Genomic DNA, 16,716 nt, shown 5'->3' with positions numbered 1-16,716 from the left:
CGCGCAATGACCATCGAACAGCCCGATCTTGAAAGCGTCCACAACCATGCGTACGCCGCAGTTGACGACGGCGAACTGCAAAGCGCCGCGCAGAGTTTCGACGTGTTGCTGCAGCACCACCCGGACAACCCCTTCTATCACTACATGCGCGGACTGGCGCTGAAGTACCAGATGGACTGGACCGGCTCGCTGCGCGACAACCTGCGCGCGATTGAACTGGCAGAAGAGTTCAGCCAAGCCCAACACTGGAACGCAGCCATCGCTGCCACGGGTCTTGGCCAGTGGAACACAGTGCGCAAACTCTGGGCTGCGTGCGACATCACCCTTCCTGAAGGTGCTGGCCCCATCGATGCCGACTTCGGTGTCGCCGTGGTGCGCCTGAACCCTTGGAGCACCGGCGAAACGGTGTTCATGCGCCGTATCGACCCGGTGCGCGCACGCATCCTCAACGTGCCACTGCCGGAAAGCGGCCACCGCTTCGGTGACATCGTGCTGCACGACGGCGCCCCCACCGGCGCACGCTTCGATGGCGAGCGCGAGGTGCATGTGTTCAACGAACTGGAGCGACTGCAGCCGTCCGAGTTCCAGACCTTCGTGGTGTTCGTGCGCGCGGACAGCACCGACGACATCGACGCGCTGCTGCGCGCCAGCGCACCCGGCATCGGCTACGCCGAAGACTGGACCCGCAGCATCCGCCACTACTGTCTGCGTTGCAGTTACGGCGCGCCCCACAACCATGCCGCGAAGCCGGATGAAGACACGGCATGGCAGCGTGAGCGCAACCTCGGCGTTGCGGCACAGAGCCGGCTATCCGTCGAGAAGCTGTTGAAGGATTGGGTTGCCGGCGGCAGCGGCCGTCACCTGGACGCGATCGAAACCCGCGAGTGTCCGCAGCCGGTGCGCGAGGACGGCCATGCCTGGTGGCTGTCGCCCGAGGATGAGGATGACGACGAGGACGCGCAGGGCGACGAAGAAGAATAAGCCCGGTGCAAGGACGACGTACGCGCACCGCGCCACGTCGTCGCGCGCATCACGCCCCGCTCAGCACGGGCGCCAGCAGACGGAAGGTCCCGGCGTCGGCATCCATCTCGACCTTGCCGCCGACCGGCACGATGAACTGCTCCTTGATGTGGCCAATCATCGCGCCGCGGTAGGCTGGAATCTTCAAGGGCAGGATGTAGTCATCGAAGATCTGGTCCAGGGTCAAGGACCCATAGCCGTCACCCGGCGAACAATCGGTGCACTCACCGAAGATGAAGCCGTTGATCTTGTCCAGCGCACCCATCAGCTTCAAGGTGCTGAACATGCGGTCGATGCGATACGGCGCTTCCGCCACGTCCTCCAGGAACAGGATCTTGCCCGTGAAATCCGGCAGATAAGGCGAGCCCGCAAGTGCGGTGAGCACGGTCAGGTTGCCGCCGATCAACTCCCCTCCTGCCTTGCCACCGTGGATGGTCAGCGTGCGGTTGTCGCGCGGCACCAGTTCGTCGTCGCTCTCGCTGCGGTTCTGGTACTGCATCAGCTCGCGCTTGAAGAACAGCCGATCGAACTGATCGACGTTGAAGCGATTCCAGCTGCCTGCGCCGATCTGGCCGTGGAAGGTCACCAGGCCGGTCTTGGCCTGGATCGCGCAGTGCAGCGCGGTGATGTCCGAATAGCCGAGCAGCACCTTGGGGTTGGCGCGGATCCGCTCGTAGTCGAGCAGCGGCAACAGCCGGGCGGCGCCAGAGCCGCCGCGCACGCAGATGATGGCCTTGACCTGCTTGTCGCCGAACATGGCATTGAGATCACCCGCGCGCTCGGCATCGGTGCCGGCCAGGTGTCCATGGCGCGCGGCGTAATGCGCGCCGGTCTTGACCACAAAGTCCAGCGCTTCCATCGCCTCGCGCGCCAGCTGCAGGCTGAGCCGCTCGCTGCTGGCCGAGGACGGGCTGACCAACCCCACCGTGTCGCCCTTGTTGAGCCCGGCCGCCAGCAGCTGCCCGCGCGCGGCCGCCAATGCGCCCTGCGTACTGATCAGCGGCAAGGCCGCCGCCAATGCAGTACCGCCAATAAAACGACGTCGATCCATGTTGCTACCTGTGATCTAGGGAGATGCTCCCGGACGGGAGCCGTATCCGATGATTCCCTACTGAGCGTCCTTATCCAAGTGTTGCCTCAGCTCTTCCAGAGATTTTGCACGCAGTCGCACCCTTGCCAACTCGACGGAAGGGAGCTCGGCCCACATGATCTCCGCGCCGTCTTCCAGCGGGTCATGGATCGGTAGCAACTCGGTCACACCCTCAAAGAGCCATTGAACCGGAATCCCCGATTCACCGCCCCGATAAGGCTCAGTTGCATCGACTCCAATGGCAACCACTTTTTCGTAGGCCTGTTCGAAGCTGTCCGCCTTGACGATGACCGTATTCTCCCAGACCAGAAACTCCCCTCGGGGATCGTCGTTTCCGGCCTCCTCCAGCTCGACAAAGCGCAGCTGATAGGAGCCCACGTACCAACCAACCGGAGACAGATCATTTGATTGGTCAGACATGCTTCACCTGCACGGGCCAGTCATGGATTGGCCCAAGACTAGCAGCCAGCCACCAACGATCGGGAACAGGCCCACTGGAACGCTGGATGACTACAATTTGTGGGAGCGGCATAAGCCGCGAAGCTGGCAACGCCCGACCCGGCAGAGCCGAGCCATGCTCGGCTGGGGCTGTACCGGCAAGGCCTCTGCCGAGCATGGCTCGGCACCATATGTCAGGGTTGCTTGGAAGACCATTGCCGAGCATGGCTCGGCACTACATGAAAACCATTGCCGAGCGTGGCTCGGCACTAATTACATGTTGCGGCGGTACTCACCGCCCACGTCATACAGGGCGTGGCTGATCTGGCCGAGACTGTGGGTCTTCACCGCTTCGATCAGCGCTTCGAACACGTTACGGCGATCACGTGCGGTCTTCTGCAGGTAGCCCAGGCCATGGCCGTCGTGCGCTTCGCCATCCGCCACTGCGCCTTCAACCTCATGCGCATGCGAGGTCTCGCCCGCCGGTGCCAAGGCGTTGCGATTGCGCTGCCAGGTATGCACGTTCTCGATCTGCTGGCCCTTCTCTTCCTCGGTCGAACGGATCAGTTCGATCTCGGTCGCCACTTCGCCGGCGTGTTCCTTGGGCAGGAACATGTTGACGCCGACCAGCGGCAGGCTGCCGTCGTGCTTCTTGTGCTCGTAGTACAGCGACTCTTCCTGGATTTTCCCGCGCTGGTACATGGTGTCCATCGCGCCAAGCACACCGCCACGCTCGCTGATCGCCTCGAACTCCTTGTACACCGCCTCTTCGACGATATCGGTGAGCTTGTCCACGATGAAGCTGCCCTGCCACGGGTTCTCGCAGAAGTTCAGCCCCAGCTCCTTGTTGATGATCATCTGGATCGCCACCGCGCGGCGCACGCTTTCCTCGGTCGGCGTGGTGATCGCTTCGTCGTAGGCGTTGGTGTGCAGGCTGTTGCAGTTGTCGAACAGCGCGTACAGCGCCTGCAGCGTGGTACGGATGTCGTTGAACTGGATTTCCTGCGCGTGCAGCGAGCGACCCGATGTCTGGATGTGGTACTTCATCATCTGGCTGCGCTCATTTGCGCCATAGCGCTCACGCATCGCACGTGCCCAGATACGGCGGGCCACGCGGCCGATCACCGTGTACTCCGGGTCCATGCCGTTGGAGAAGAAGAACGACAGGTTGGGCGCGAAGTCATCGATCTTCATCCCACGCGCCAGGTAGTACTCGACGATGGTGAAGCCATTGGACAGGGTAAAAGCCAGCTGGCTGATCGGGTTCGCGCCGGCCTCGGCGATGTGATAGCCGGAGATCGACACCGAGTAGAAGTTGCGCACCTTGTGGTCGACGAAGTACTGCTGGATATCACCCATCATCCGCAGCGCGAACTCGGTGGAGAAGATGCAGGTGTTCTGCGCCTGGTCTTCCTTGAGGATGTCGGCCTGCACGGTGCCGCGCACCGTGGACAGGGTCTCGGCCTTGATTCGCGCATAGGTCTCTGCGTCCACCAGCTGGTCGCCGGTGACGCCCAGCAGCGCCAGGCCCAAGCCATTATTGGTCGGCGGCAACTCGCCGTGGTACTGCGGACGTGAGCGGCCTTCGAAGAGCTTCGCGATCTTCTCTTCCGCCTCGGCCCAGCGCGCGGGGTCTTCCTGCAGGTATTTCTCGATCTGCTGGTCGACAGCGGTGTTCATGAACATCGCCAGGATCATCGGTGCCGGGCCATTGATGGTCATCGACACCGAGGTAGTCGGCGCGCACAGGTCAAAGCCGGAGTACAGCTTCTTCATGTCGTCCAGGGTGGGGATGTTGACGCCGGAATTGCCGATCTTGCCGTAGATGTCCGGGCGCGGCGCCGGGTCTTCGCCATACAGGGTGACGCTGTCGAAGGCAGTGGACAGACGCGCGGCCGGCTGGCCAACGCTCAGGTAGTGGAAGCGACGGTTGGTACGCTCGGGCGTACCTTCACCGGCAAACATGCGGATCGGGTCTTCGCCGCTGCGACGATACGGGTAGACGCCACCGGTATACGGATAGGAACCCGGCAGGTTTTCCTTCTGCAGGAACACCAGCAGCTCGCCCCAGCTGCGATAGGTAGGCGCGGCGATCTTGGGGATCTGCTGGTGGCTTAGCGATTCGCGGTAGTTCTCGACGCGGATGGTCTTGCCGCGCACCTGATACTCGTTGACCGGATCGGTGATCGACTTCAGCCGCGCCGGCCACTCACGCAGCAGGCGCAGGGCCTCCGAATCCAGCAACTGCACCGCATCGTTGTAGCGCTGGCGCAGGGTGCGGATGCTGTTGTCGACGCCTGCATCGGTCAGTGCATCACCTGCGTATAGATCCAGGGCACCCGGCTGCGTTGCATCACCCAGCTCTTTCAGTGCCTGCCAAAGACTCTGCGCACGCTCGGCCACTTCTGCCTGCGAATCGATGCGGGCATTGATGCCGCGGCCCTGCTCGGCGATTTCGGCCAGGTAGCGCACACGCGCACCGGGGATCAGCACCGTCGCACGCGGTTCCTTCAGAGTGGTGTCGATCTGCGGCTGCAGCGCGGCATCAGCCTTGGCCTTCTCGCGCAGCAGACGGCACAGGTTGGCGAACATCCAGCTGATGCCCGGATCATTGAACTGGCTGGCAATGGTCGGGTACACCGGTACGTCCTCGTCCTTCATGGCGAAGGCGACGCGGTTGCGCTTCCATTGCTTGCGTACATCGCGCAGCGCGTCTTCGGCACCGCGCTTGTCGAACTTGTTCAACACCACCAGCTCGGCGTAATCGAGCATGTCGATCTTTTCAAGCTGGCTTGGCGCGCCGAAGTCGCTGGTCATCACGTACATCGGGAAGTCGACCAGATCGACGATCTCCGAATCACTCTGGCCGATGCCGGCGGTCTCGACGATCACCAGATCGAAGTGCAGCGACTTCAGGAAACCAATGCAATCGCGCAGCACGGTATTGATCGCTGCATGCTGGCGGCGGGTCGCCATCGAACGCATGTAGACGCGCTTGGAACGCAGCGAGTTCATGCGGATACGATCGCCCAGCAGCGCGCCGCCAGTACGACGCCGGGTCGGGTCGACCGAAATCACCGCAATGCGCATCTGCGGGAAGCTGGCAAGGAAGCGGTTGAGCAGCTCATCGGTGACCGACGACTTGCCGGCACCACCGGTGCCAGTGATGCCGATCACCGGCGTCTTGCCGGCAGCCAGCTGCCACTGCTTGCGCAGCAGGCCCAGTTCGGCCTCACCGTGCTTGCCGTCCTCCAACTGCGAGAGCACCCGGCCGATGCCGATCTCATCCTCGATCGATGGCGCTTCCGCATGCACTTCGCGGGCGGCCGCTTCGCGGGCCTTGCCAGCACGCGCCACCACGTCCTCGATCATTTCCACCAGCCCCATCTTCATGCCGTCGTTGGGGTGGTAGATGCGCTCCACGCCATAGGCCTGCAGCTCGCGGATCTCTTCCGGGGTGATGGTGCCACCACCACCGCCGAAGACCTTGATATGACCGGCGCCGCGTTCGCGCAACATGTCGACCATGTACTTGAAGTACTCCACGTGTCCGCCCTGGTAGGACGACAGCGCGATGGCGTCGGCGTCTTCCTGCAATGCCGCGCGCACCACGTCTTCCACGCTGCGGTTGTGGCCGAGGTGGATCACCTCCGCGCCCTGCGCCTGGATCAGGCGGCGCATGATGTTGATCGCCGCATCGTGGCCATCGAACAGACTGGCGGCGGTGACAAAGCGCAGCGGGGTGGTCTCAGGCTGCGCCTGCGGGAGCTGGGAGGCGGGGGTACTCATGGGCCGTGCAACATCCGGTTTCTATTGCAACCGATAATAGAACCGCGGCCCCCCGCAGGTCAGGTTGCAGCGCAGCGTGACCTTTTGCCGGTTTGCGCTATCGCCAGGCACGGCACCGCCCGTGTCGGCGAAACCAGACGCCGCGGGCGGCACGCCGGGCTGAACACTCCCCTACCGGGAATGGATTAGAATGGCGCTCCGCGACCCCCGTCCCTGCCAATGACGAAGTCGCATTTTTTGTTTTCCGGCCAGCCATTTGGCTACACGATCACTGACGTTGTGGCAGATACGCCATCGGAGCTTGCATGCTTTTCGAAACCCTCGAGACTTCCGGCCATGAGCAGGTCGTGTTCTGCCAGAACCGCGACGCCGGCCTGAAGGCGATCATCGCCATCCACAACACCACCCTGGGCCCCGCCCTGGGCGGCGTGCGCATGCGCCCCTATGCCAACACCGACGATGCGCTGCGCGACGTCCTGCGCCTGAGCCGCACCATGACCTACAAGAACGCCCTGGCCGGGCTGAATGTCGGCGGCGGCAAGGCAGTGATCATCGGCGACCCCAAGACCGCCAAGAGTGAAGTGCTGTTCCGCGCCTTCGGCCGTCAGGTCGAGGCACTGGCTGGCCGCTACATCACCGCCGAGGACGTCGGCACCGACGTCAACGACATGGAAAACATCTACCTGGAAACCGGCTTCGTCACCGGCGTGCACCAGGTCCATGGCGGCTCCGGCGACCCGGCTCCGTTTACCGCCTACGGCGCGCTGCAGGCGCTGATGGCCTCGGTCAAGCGCAAGTTCGGCCATGAGGAAATCGGCAAGCTCAGCATCGCCGTGCAGGGCCTGGGCCATATCGGCATGGAGCTGGTGAAGTTGCTGCGCGAGCGCGGCGCCAAGCTCTACGTCACCGACCTGGACCCGGTGCTGGTGCAGAAAGCCGTTACTGAATACGGCTGCGAAGCGGTCAAGCCCGATGCCATCTACGACGTCGCAGCAGACGTGTTCGCACCCTGCGCAATGGAAGGCGCCATCGACATGAGCACGCTGGAGCGGCTCAAGGCCAAGGTCATCTGCGGCACCGCCAACAACCAGCTGGCCAGCCATGCCGTGGGCGATGAGCTGTACAAGCGCGGCGTGCTGTGGGCACCGGACTATGCAGTCAATGCCGGCGGTGTGATGAACGTGTCGCTGGAGATCGACGGCTACAACCGCGAGCGTGCGATGCGCCTGATCCGCAGCATTTACCACAACCTCGGCAAGATCTTCGACCAGTCCGAGCGCGATGACGTCTCGCCGCAGCGCGCGGCCGACCGCATCGCCGAAAGCCGGCTGGAAGCGATCGGCAAGCTGAAGATGCCGATGGGCCGGGCAACCCCGCGCATGAACCGCCTGCGCGGCGAGTAAGCCACAACCTGGAACACAGAAGGCGGGCGGTCATCTCGCCCGCCTTCTGCTTCTCAGCAGCCCGAAACCGCGCCCAGATCAGAACGCTTGCTGCAGACGCAGCGACACCTGCCGGTTGTCACCGCGCGGGCCGAAGCGCTGGTCATAGCCCAGCGACAACCGGGTATTACGGGCCAGCCACGACTCCACCGACAGCCCAAACAAACCGCCCGAACGCGACGGCTGCAGCCCGGTAATCGGCGCCCAGGCATCCACGCCCACAAAGCTGGCATCCAGACTCAGGCCATTGCCACCCAGCGCCTGCTGCCATTCGGCATAGGCATTGAACGCCACCTGTTTCCACAGGTACTGGCCACGCAAGCCAGCCAAAGCCTGCACCCGGCCGCTGCTCCAATCGTCAGCGCGCAGGCCGAAGCCATAGCCGCCCTGCTCGTTGAACGCACCACCGTCGATACGTGTGTAGTCGGCACCCAGATACGGCGTCAGCTGCGCCGCACCGTGACCCAGCCGATAACCAGCCTCGATGCTGCTGGACAGGAAGTTGCCGCTGTAACGCGCCTGCACACCGGCGCGCTCGGAACCCAACAACAGCCCGCGATCCAGCTCGCGCTGGTACTGACCAAATCCGGCCTGGCCCAACACATAGGCGTCACCGCGCTGCCAACCGGCGTAGAGCTGCGACTGGGTCTGACGATCACGGCTCCGGTCCTGCGCCACACCGCCGCTGGCATTGGCGCGGGTTTCGCCGAACGCGAAACCCAGCACGGCATTGCTGGACAACGCGGTTTCACCGCCCATCATCCACCCGCCGACGCTGTAGTCACTGCCCAGGTAACCGCCCTGCCCGCCACCACCCAGACTGCGCATCCATACTCCGCTGGCTGCCGGGCCCGCACCGCCTTCGGCGAACTGGCTGGACAGTGCACGCCGATTCATATCGATGCTGTCAAAGGTCATCGCGGTGGCGGTGGCATGGGCTTGCCCGGACAGACTCTCCAGACTCTGGGCCAGGCCGGCAAAGCCGCCGCCGACGCCCTGCACCGATGCCGCAGCCGAGCCGAACGCCGTGGCCTGCAGGCCATCATCGGAATCCAGCAGTTCGAACGCCTGCTCCACCCGCTGTGCCGCCGACATCGCGCGCAAGCCAACACTGGCGCTGCTTGCCGCCGCCGTAACGCTCACCCGGTCCAACTGCAGCCAGGCGTTGTTGGCGTCATAGCCATATTGGGTCTGCAGCAAGGTAACCCCGGTGCTGCCAGTCGCCGGGGTTGCGAACTGCCCGCTGATACCGCCGCCGGCATGCAGCAGGTCCTGACGGCGACCATCTTGTGGCACGTAGCCGGCGACCGCGCCATTTACCATTACCCCACCATCCAGGCTCGCCGTTCCTGTGACCTGCAAGGCATTGGAACCGAGCGCAACCATCAAGCGCGCGCCGGAGCGCTGCACGTAGTTGCCCTCGATCGTTGCCGAGCCCTCATTGCTGAGCACGATCACGCTGGCGCCGTTGTCCACGTTGCCCACCACCCGCGTGGTGCCTCCCATGAACTGAAGTGCCGCAGCCGAAGGATTGGACTGCGCATCGATGCTGACATTCGAACGGATCGAACCGCCGTCACGCAGCGCAAGCGTGCCCTGCTGGATACGAGTAGCACCGGCGTAGGTGTTGGCGGCGGACAAGCCCAATGATCCGCTGCCGGATTTCACCAAGCCGCCGGCACCGCTGATCGGATTGCTCCATACCGAATTGAGCCCGAGCTGACTCACATTGACCTTGATGTCCCCCCAATCAGCCTTGCCCGGCCCCTTCACCGCCTTGCCGACATTGAGCAGGCCATAGCCGAACACCGCATCCGGCCCGGCCTCACCCAGGTCGGTCGCAGTCCCCAGCAGGGTCTGCCGGACCAGGTCATTGTTGAAGTAAGGGAATGCCTGCCACACCAGCGCTGCCGCACCCGAGACCAAGGGCGCCGCATAGGAAGTACCACTACCGTAGTAATACGTCAGGTTGTTGGCCGTGCTGTCATGTCCAACGAACGCCGCAGTGCCCGGCGCTACCAGGCAGTAGTTCTTGGCGACGCCGCAGGCGTTGGAATAGGACGCCAACGCCGTCGGCTTGGCCGTATCCAAGGCGGCCACTGCCAACCAGCCGCGTTCCAGGTCGGCCGCCGGATAGCTGCCGGGGCTGCCAACCTTGCTCGGCAACGCCGCCATGTCGGAAGGATTGGGCTTTGATTCGTTGCCGGTGGCGAACACCACCAGCCCGTCATTGTTGTTGATGAAAGGACGGTACTCGTTGGCAATCTCCGCCGTTACGTTCGCCCGGGTCCAGTACAGGCCGCCCCAGGAGTTGTTCATGATGCGCATGCCATCGCGGATCAGGTCCGCATGCACCGAGGCCATGCCCAATGCACCGGTCACTTCATTGCCATTGCCGGAACCATCATCGGTAGGCGATTTGTCGGCGATGATGCGCGCGGACAGGATCTGCGCACCCGGCGCGATACCTCCCGGCCATCGCCCGGTCGGCGCGCCAGCGGCCAGTTGTGCAACCGTGGTGCCATGCCCAACCACATCGTCCACCGACAGGTTGTTCTGTGCGGGGTTGAGATAGTTGTAGTTGGCCTGCACGCGTCCTGCCAGCGCCGGATGGTTGCGCATCACCCCAGAGTCGATCACGCCGATCCGGTAACCTGCACCGGTCAAGCCCATGGCGTGCGCCGCCGGCGTGTTGGTCAAGGCCAGATGCGCATCAAACGCTGGCTGCGGGGTCACCGGCGGGGTTACTGGAGGCGTCGTAGGTGGCGGAGTGACCGGCGGCGGATCGGATTTGGGTCCGCCACCACTCCCGCAGGCTGCCAACGCCAGCGCCAATGAACTGGCCAACACACCGCGCGCCAAATTGCTGCTCACCGCTGCACTACTCATGCCCCTGCTCCCCTTCCTATGGATGATTTGCCAATTCAGGTATTACCTGATCCCGGTAGCACTCCGGCTACCTTCTATACTGCAACGACAATCCACTGCCTGTGGGGATGTGCCGTTGGTCCAATGTGCCCGATCCCGCAGACGTTCGATAATTGCCGCAAGGTATAACCGAGATTGCTCATGTCTGACATCGTCATCGCCGCCGCCAAGCGTACCGCCATTGGCTCCTTCCTTGGCCAGTTCAACGGCGTCCCCACCCCGACCCTGGGCGCCACTGCCATCAGCGCCGCCATGGCGCAGTCCGGCATCCCCGCCGCGGATGTGTCCGAGGTCATCATGGGCTGTGTGCTGCCGGCCAACCTGGGCCAGGCACCGGCTCGGCAGGCCGCACTTGCCGCCGGCCTGCCGACCAGCGCCGGCGCCACCACGCTCAACAAGGTCTGCGGCTCGGGCATGAAGGCCATCATGCTCGGCCACGACCTGATCAAGGCCGGCTCGGCCAGCATCGTGGTTGCCGGCGGCATGGAGTCCATGTCCAACGCCCCGCACATGCTGCCCAACTCGCGTACCGGCAACCGCTACGGCAATTTCCAGGCGGTGGACCACATGGCATGGGATGGCCTGACCAACCCCTATGACGGCCAGTCCATGGGCGTGTTCGCCGAGGCCACCGTGGCCAAGTTCGGCTTCACCCGCGAAGAGCAGGATGCCTACGCCATTGAATCGGTGACCCGTGCACAGGCCGCCCAGGCCAACGGCGCGTTCGACGATGAAATCGTTGCGGTCAAGGTTGCCACCCGCAAGGGCGACGTCGAGTTCAACCAGGACGAGCAGCCTGGCAAATCGGACGTCAGCAAGATCCCCACCCTGCGCCCGGCGTTCAAGAAGGACGGCAGCGTCACCGCCGCCAGCTCCTCCAGCATTTCCGACGGCGCCGCAGCGCTGGTACTGCTGTCCGCCGACGATGCTGCCAAGCGCGGCGTGCAGCCGCTGGCCCGCATTGCTGCACACGCCACCCACTCGCAGGAACCGGAGTGGTTCACCACCGCCCCGATCGGCGCGATCTCCAAGGTGCTCGAAAAGGCTGGCTGGACCATCGCCGACGTCGACCTGTTCGAGGTCAACGAGGCCTTTGCCGTGGTGGCGATGGCACCTATCCGCGAGCTGGGCATTCCACACGCCAAGATCAACGTCAATGGCGGTGCCTGCGCATTGGGTCATCCCATCGGTGCGTCCGGTGCCCGCTTGGTGGTTACGCTGGTAAATGCATTGCGCACGCGCGGCCTCAAGCGTGGCGTTGCGTCGCTTTGCATCGGCGGCGGCGAAGCAACCGCCATCGCCATTGAATTGATTTGATTGGAAAATTTCAGAAATTTTCAAACCTGAATGCGGGACCGCTTGACAGTCGAAATGGGCTTGTCATCATGTTCCCGGCGCGCAATGGCGCGTTGCCTAATTTCACGACGAGGATTCACAAATGAGCATCAACAAGCTGCTGATCGCAATGACCCTGGGTCTGGCCCTGACCGCCTGCTCGAAGCAGGAGCAGGCTGCTGACGCCGCCGCTGCCGCTGACACCGCTGCAACCGAAGCCCAGGGCGCTGCTGACGCTGCTGCCACCGCTGGCGCTGCTACCGCTGACGCTGCCCAGGCTGCTGCTGACACCGCCGCCACCGCTGCTGACGCTGCTGGCCAGGCTGCTACCGACGCCGCTGCTGCCACCACCGACGCTGCTGCTGCCACCGCTACCGACGCTGCCAAGGCTGCTGAAGACGTTGCTGCACAGGCCAAGGACGCTGCTGAAGAAGCCAAGAAGTAATAACTTCTGCTTCCAAGCTAGTACCGAAAAGCCGCTGGTTCGCCAGCGGCTTTTTTTTATGCCCCGGGATTGCTTCCGCAATGCCACCGCCTGCTGCAGGCCAAGGGTAGCTCGCCGTCTCGCTCCCCTGCACGCACAGCACGCCAAACGGCCACCTGCCTGCCGTGATGGGCAGTGCGAAGTGGCGCACAAGCCCATCGCCGCATTGCTCCTGCGCTGCTTGACCGCGCGATCTGGTCTTGACGTGATCTGAATACGGCAGCCTCTAGGGTGACCACATTGGTCCAACCTAGGAGAGTGCAATGAAGCTGTTTGTCCCCGTACTGACCGCAGGCTTGGTGCTGGCGCTGGCTGGCTGCAATGACCGTAACGCCGAGCAGGCCAAGCAGGACGCAGCCGCCGCTGCAGACCATGCCGCAGAAGCGGCCAAGAACGCAGCCGAATCCGCTGCCGACGCAACCCGTGATGCCGCCGACCAAGCTGCGGCCGCAACCCGCAACGCCGCCGCCGAATCGCAGCAGGCATTGGACAATGCCGCCGACGCCACGGCCAAGGCTGCAGACGATGCCTCCGTCGCGGCCAAGGACGCCGCTGCCGATGCCAGCGCAGCTACCGCCGACGCGGCGCAGAAGGTTGCCGACCACGTCCACGATGCGGCCAAGCAAGCGCGCGAAAAAGCAGACGCCGCCAAGCATTGATAGACTTCGTCACGCAGCTGTCATGCCAATGACGGCTGCGTGACGCTCGCGCTGGATGCGTGATGCCACAGGGGGCCGGATGCACACCACATCCGGGCAGGCATGTGATCACGCACGCGTAGGCAGCACGTGCGTATCACCTCGATCATGCAATCAAGGGCCGGATGCGGAAACACACGGGTAGCAAATTCGCGCTGATATTTTCGGCGCTGGTGTTCGTCGCCATTGGCGTCGGTGTATTCATTGGCGCACGCAGGTTCATCGCCGATGCACGACTGGTCGCCCATACCCACGAAGTCATCAGCCGGATTGATGAAATCCAATCGATGGTGTTGGATGCAGAGTCTGCCGAGCGCGGCTACCTGCTGACCGGCAGCCAGGCCTACCTGCTTGACTACCAGGTCAGCGTGGAACGGCTGCCGCTGCTGCTGGGCAGCTTGTCCAAGTCGATCCCCGACAATCCCGATCAGGCGCGCAATGCAATCAAGCTCAACGAGCTGGTGAACCGACGCCTGCAGCAGATCCAGCATGTCGTCGACATCTACGACAGCCAAGGCCTGGAGGCCGCACGCGCGGCGATCAACCAGAGCGCCTTCCGCACCACCAGCGCGATCCGTGAACAGGTGCGGACCATGGTCGAGGAAGAACACGAGCGACTGGTGGACCGCGCCGCCAGTTCGCGCCGCAGCGCCGACCTGCTGCTGGGGCTCGCCTTTGCCGGCATCCCCTTTGGCTTGGCCGTGGTCGCATCGGTCTACGGCATCCTGCTGTCCGAGCTGCGCCGCCGCACCCGCGCCGAAAAGCGTGCAGCCAGCGCCAGCCAGCAACTGGCGGGCAACCTGGAACAGATCGAACGTTCCAGCGCCGACCTGCAGACCCTGGGTCGCTATACCGGCCTGCTGCAGAGCTGCGCCAACCCGGAAGAAGCCCTGGAAATCAGCGCGCGCACGCTGGAAGCACTGATGCCCAATGTCGCCGGCTCGGTCTATCTACTGCGTGCCTCCAATGATCGTGTCGAGAACATCGTCAGCTGGGGCAAGCCCTTGGTGGAAACCAGCGCCTTCCTGCCGCCCAGCGATTGTTGGGCGATCCGGCGTGGGCAACCGCATGTCATCGATGACCTGCTGCGCGATGCCAGTTGCCCGCATATCAGCCGGCCTGAGCACGGTCAAAGTGTGGCCACCGCCTGCATCCCGATGTCGGCACAAGGCGTGCAGATTGGTTTCCTGTTTCTTTCCGGTGCCGGCCCCGGCCCGCTGCCACGCTTGAACATCGCCGAATCGGCGGTGGAGCAGTTGTCGCTTGCACTGAGCAACCTGCGCCTGCGCGAGTCACTGCGCCTGCAGTCGATCCGTGACCCGCTGACCGGGCTGTACAACCGGCGCTATCTGGAAGAATCACTGACCCGCGAAATCGCCCGCTGCGGTCGCCGCGACTTCCCGCTGTCGGTGATCATGCTGGATGTGGATCACTTCAAGCAGTTCAACGACACCCACGGTCACGGCGGTGGCGATGCATTGCTTGCAGCCGTCGGCCAACTGTTGGTCTCGCGTCTGCGCGGCGAAGACATCGCCTGCCGCTATGGTGGCGAGGAGTTCACCGTGATCCTGCCCGAGTCGGACAGCAGCAATGCCCTGCGCCAGGCCGAGGAACTGCGTCTTGCGCTGTCGCAGATGAGCGTGCCGTTCTCCGGCAAGACGCTGCCGCCGATCACCATCTCGCTGGGCGTGGCCACGTATCCGGTTGATGGCGTGGCTGGCCTCACCCTCCTGCGCAAGGCCGATGCCGCGCTGTACCGGGCCAAGCGCAGCGGCCGCAACCAGGTGCTGCGCTTCGACCCGGCACTGGATGGCGCCGGCTGATCAAGCCTGCGGCAAGGCGCGCGCCAGAATGTCCGCAAACGGCATTGCTGCCTGCAGCACGCCGTAGACACCGGCCGCGCGCGGCAGCCGTGATTGTGCGTACAGCGCCGCCAGCGGGCTGTCCGCGCGCAGTAGCGCCGCTGCCTGCAGCAACACCGCTATATCGCTGACCAGTGTGCGCGCATCAGCTTGGGCCAGCTCGGCGCCCTGCAGTTGGCGTAACGCGGCCTCAAGCGCGCGATCAAAGTCGTCGTTGCGACCGGCAACCTGCTGCAACTCGGTCAGCAAGGCCACACGCGTTTCTGGTTCGCGCTGCAAGGCACGCAGCACATCCAGGCACTGCACATTGCCGCTGCCTTCCCAGATCGAGTTCAGCGGCGCCTGCCGGTACAGCCGCGGCAGCATTGACTCTTCCACATAGCCGGCGCCGCCCAGGCATTCCTGCGCCTCGTTTACGAAGCCTGGCGCGCGCTTGCATATCCAGAATTTTCCGATCGCCGTGCCGATCCGTGCGAAGGCAGCTTCATGTGCATCCAGCGGCGCGCCATCGACGGCGCGCGCCACGCGCATCGCCAAGGTGGTCGCAGCCTCCGATTCGATTGCAAGATCGCTCAGCACATTCGCCATCAACGGATGCTCGACCAAAAGCTTGCCGAAGCTGCGCCGGTGCCGTGCATGATGCAGCGCCTGCGCGAGGGCCATGCGCATCTGCGCAGCCGAACCCAGCATGCAATCCAGCCGGGTCAGCATCACCATCTCGATGATGGTGGCCACGCCGCGCCCTTCTTCGCCAACGCGCCGCGCCCAGGCACCGCAGAACTCCACTTCGCTGGAGGCATTGGCCCAGTCGCCGAGCTTGTCCTTCAGGCGCATCAGATGGAAGTTGTTGCGCCGCCCGCAGGCCAGCCGGCGTGGCATCAGGAAACAGCTCAGTCCGCCCGGTGCCTGCGCCAGCACCAGCCAGCCATCGGACATCGGCGCGGAGAAGAACCACTTGTGCCCGACCAGGCTGTACTCGCCCTCGCCCGCCAACGGCGTCGCCAGGGTGGTATTGCTGCGCACATCGGAACCGCCCTGCTTCTCGGTCATGCCCATGCCGACGGTGATGCCGGGCTTGTCGCCGATGGGCAGATCACGTGCGTCGTAGAACGGAGCGGCCGCCTTGTCGGCCCATTCCGCCAACGCAGGCTCGTGCCGCAACACCGGCACGGCGGCGTGGGTCATGGTCAACGGGCAACTGGTACCCGCCTCGGCCTGATGGTGCAGATAGCTCAAGGCCGCACGCGCGACATGCGCGCCGGGCTGCGCCGAGCGCCAGGACAGCCCGGCAACACCACGGGTCTTCGCCGTGGCCATCAAGCGGTGATACGCCGGATGGAAATCGACGGTATCGATCCGGTTGCCCTGCGCGTCATGCGTGCGCAGCAGCGGCCGCTGGCGGTTGGCATCGAAGCCGATCCGGTACAGCTCGCCACCGGCCAGCACGCCGTAGTGCTGCACTGCCCGCGTGAAGGCCTCCGCGCCTTCGCGTTGCACGCACTGCTGCAAGGCCAGGTCGTCGTGCCACAGATCACGCTCTGCAAACGGCGGCGGCTGGTTGTCGACGACGTGGGTTTCAAACGGAGGCGGCTGCGGCAACATGGCGACGACTCGGGGGGGACCGTCCTTG

Annotated in this window: 11 protein-coding genes; 6 read left to right on the top strand and 5 right to left on the bottom strand. The window is 64.1% G+C overall.

What is annotated here, in order from left to right; translation table 11 throughout:
- Positions 1 to 6: 6 nt before the first annotated feature.
- Positions 7 to 981, top strand: coding sequence for a hypothetical protein (locus ACVOMF_RS05460; protein WP_481508356.1), 975 nt, complete (start codon positions 7 to 9; stop codon positions 979 to 981).
- Between the two features lie 49 nt (positions 982 to 1,030).
- On the opposite strand, the gene ACVOMF_RS05455 is transcribed toward ACVOMF_RS05460, so the two are convergent.
- From ACVOMF_RS05455 to ACVOMF_RS05445, 3 genes are all read right to left on the bottom strand, one after another.
- Entirely contained in the window at positions 1,031 to 2,071 is a 1,041-nt protein-coding gene (locus ACVOMF_RS05455) for a S66 peptidase family protein (RefSeq protein WP_481508355.1), read from the bottom strand.
- A gap of 57 nt (positions 2,072 to 2,128) precedes the next feature.
- On the bottom strand, positions 2,129 to 2,530 hold the full coding sequence (locus tag ACVOMF_RS05450) for a DUF4288 domain-containing protein (RefSeq protein ID WP_481508354.1): 402 nt from the start codon (positions 2,528 to 2,530) through the stop codon (positions 2,129 to 2,131).
- Positions 2,531 to 2,821: 291 nt separating this feature from the next.
- Positions 2,822 to 6,337: a methylmalonyl-CoA mutase family protein gene (locus tag ACVOMF_RS05445; protein ID WP_481508353.1), complete on the bottom strand. Its 3,516-nt coding sequence runs from the start codon at positions 6,335 to 6,337 to the stop codon at positions 2,822 to 2,824.
- 305 nt (positions 6,338 to 6,642) lie between these two features.
- On the opposite strand from ACVOMF_RS05445, the gene ACVOMF_RS05440 reads away from it, so the two are divergent.
- A complete protein-coding gene (locus ACVOMF_RS05440; RefSeq protein ID WP_481508352.1) occupies positions 6,643 to 7,740 on the top strand; it encodes a Glu/Leu/Phe/Val family dehydrogenase in 1,098 nt (365 codons plus the stop codon).
- Positions 7,741 to 7,818: 78 nt separating this feature from the next.
- On the opposite strand, the gene ACVOMF_RS05435 is transcribed toward ACVOMF_RS05440, so the two are convergent.
- Positions 7,819 to 10,668, bottom strand: coding sequence for a S8 family serine peptidase (locus ACVOMF_RS05435; protein WP_481508351.1), 2,850 nt, complete (start codon positions 10,666 to 10,668; stop codon positions 7,819 to 7,821).
- 180 nt (positions 10,669 to 10,848) lie between these two features.
- Between ACVOMF_RS05435 and ACVOMF_RS05430 the strand changes: the two genes are divergently transcribed.
- The 4 genes from ACVOMF_RS05430 to ACVOMF_RS05415 all read left to right on the top strand — a co-directional run bounded on the left by ACVOMF_RS05430 (position 10,849) and on the right by ACVOMF_RS05415 (position 15,047).
- Positions 10,849 to 12,024 (top strand): thiolase family protein, encoded by a 1,176-nt coding sequence (locus ACVOMF_RS05430; protein WP_481508350.1) that lies wholly within the window; start codon positions 10,849 to 10,851, stop codon positions 12,022 to 12,024.
- Positions 12,025 to 12,145: 121 nt separating this feature from the next.
- The gene (locus tag ACVOMF_RS05425; protein ID WP_481508349.1) at positions 12,146 to 12,487 is read left to right on the top strand and encodes a hypothetical protein; all 342 of its coding nucleotides are present in this window, start codon (positions 12,146 to 12,148) and stop codon (positions 12,485 to 12,487) included.
- 302 nt (positions 12,488 to 12,789) lie between these two features.
- The gene (locus tag ACVOMF_RS05420) at positions 12,790 to 13,185 is read left to right on the top strand and encodes a hypothetical protein (RefSeq protein WP_481508348.1); all 396 of its coding nucleotides are present in this window, start codon (positions 12,790 to 12,792) and stop codon (positions 13,183 to 13,185) included.
- Positions 13,186 to 13,349: 164 nt separating this feature from the next.
- Complete coding sequence (locus tag ACVOMF_RS05415; RefSeq protein ID WP_481508347.1) at positions 13,350 to 15,047, top strand: diguanylate cyclase; 1,698 nt, start codon at positions 13,350 to 13,352, stop codon at positions 15,045 to 15,047.
- Here the strand turns inward: ACVOMF_RS05415 and ACVOMF_RS05410 are convergent, their stop codons facing one another.
- The gene (locus ACVOMF_RS05410) at positions 15,048 to 16,688 is read right to left on the bottom strand and encodes an acyl-CoA dehydrogenase family protein (protein WP_481508346.1); all 1,641 of its coding nucleotides are present in this window, start codon (positions 16,686 to 16,688) and stop codon (positions 15,048 to 15,050) included. It abuts the gene before it with no gap.
- Between the last annotated feature and the right edge of the window lie 28 nt (positions 16,689 to 16,716).

The organism is Stenotrophomonas sp. STEN022, assembly GCF_056760155.1.
The sequence above is the reverse complement of the archived record's forward strand: the minus strand, read 5'-3'. Positions and strand labels throughout refer to the sequence as shown.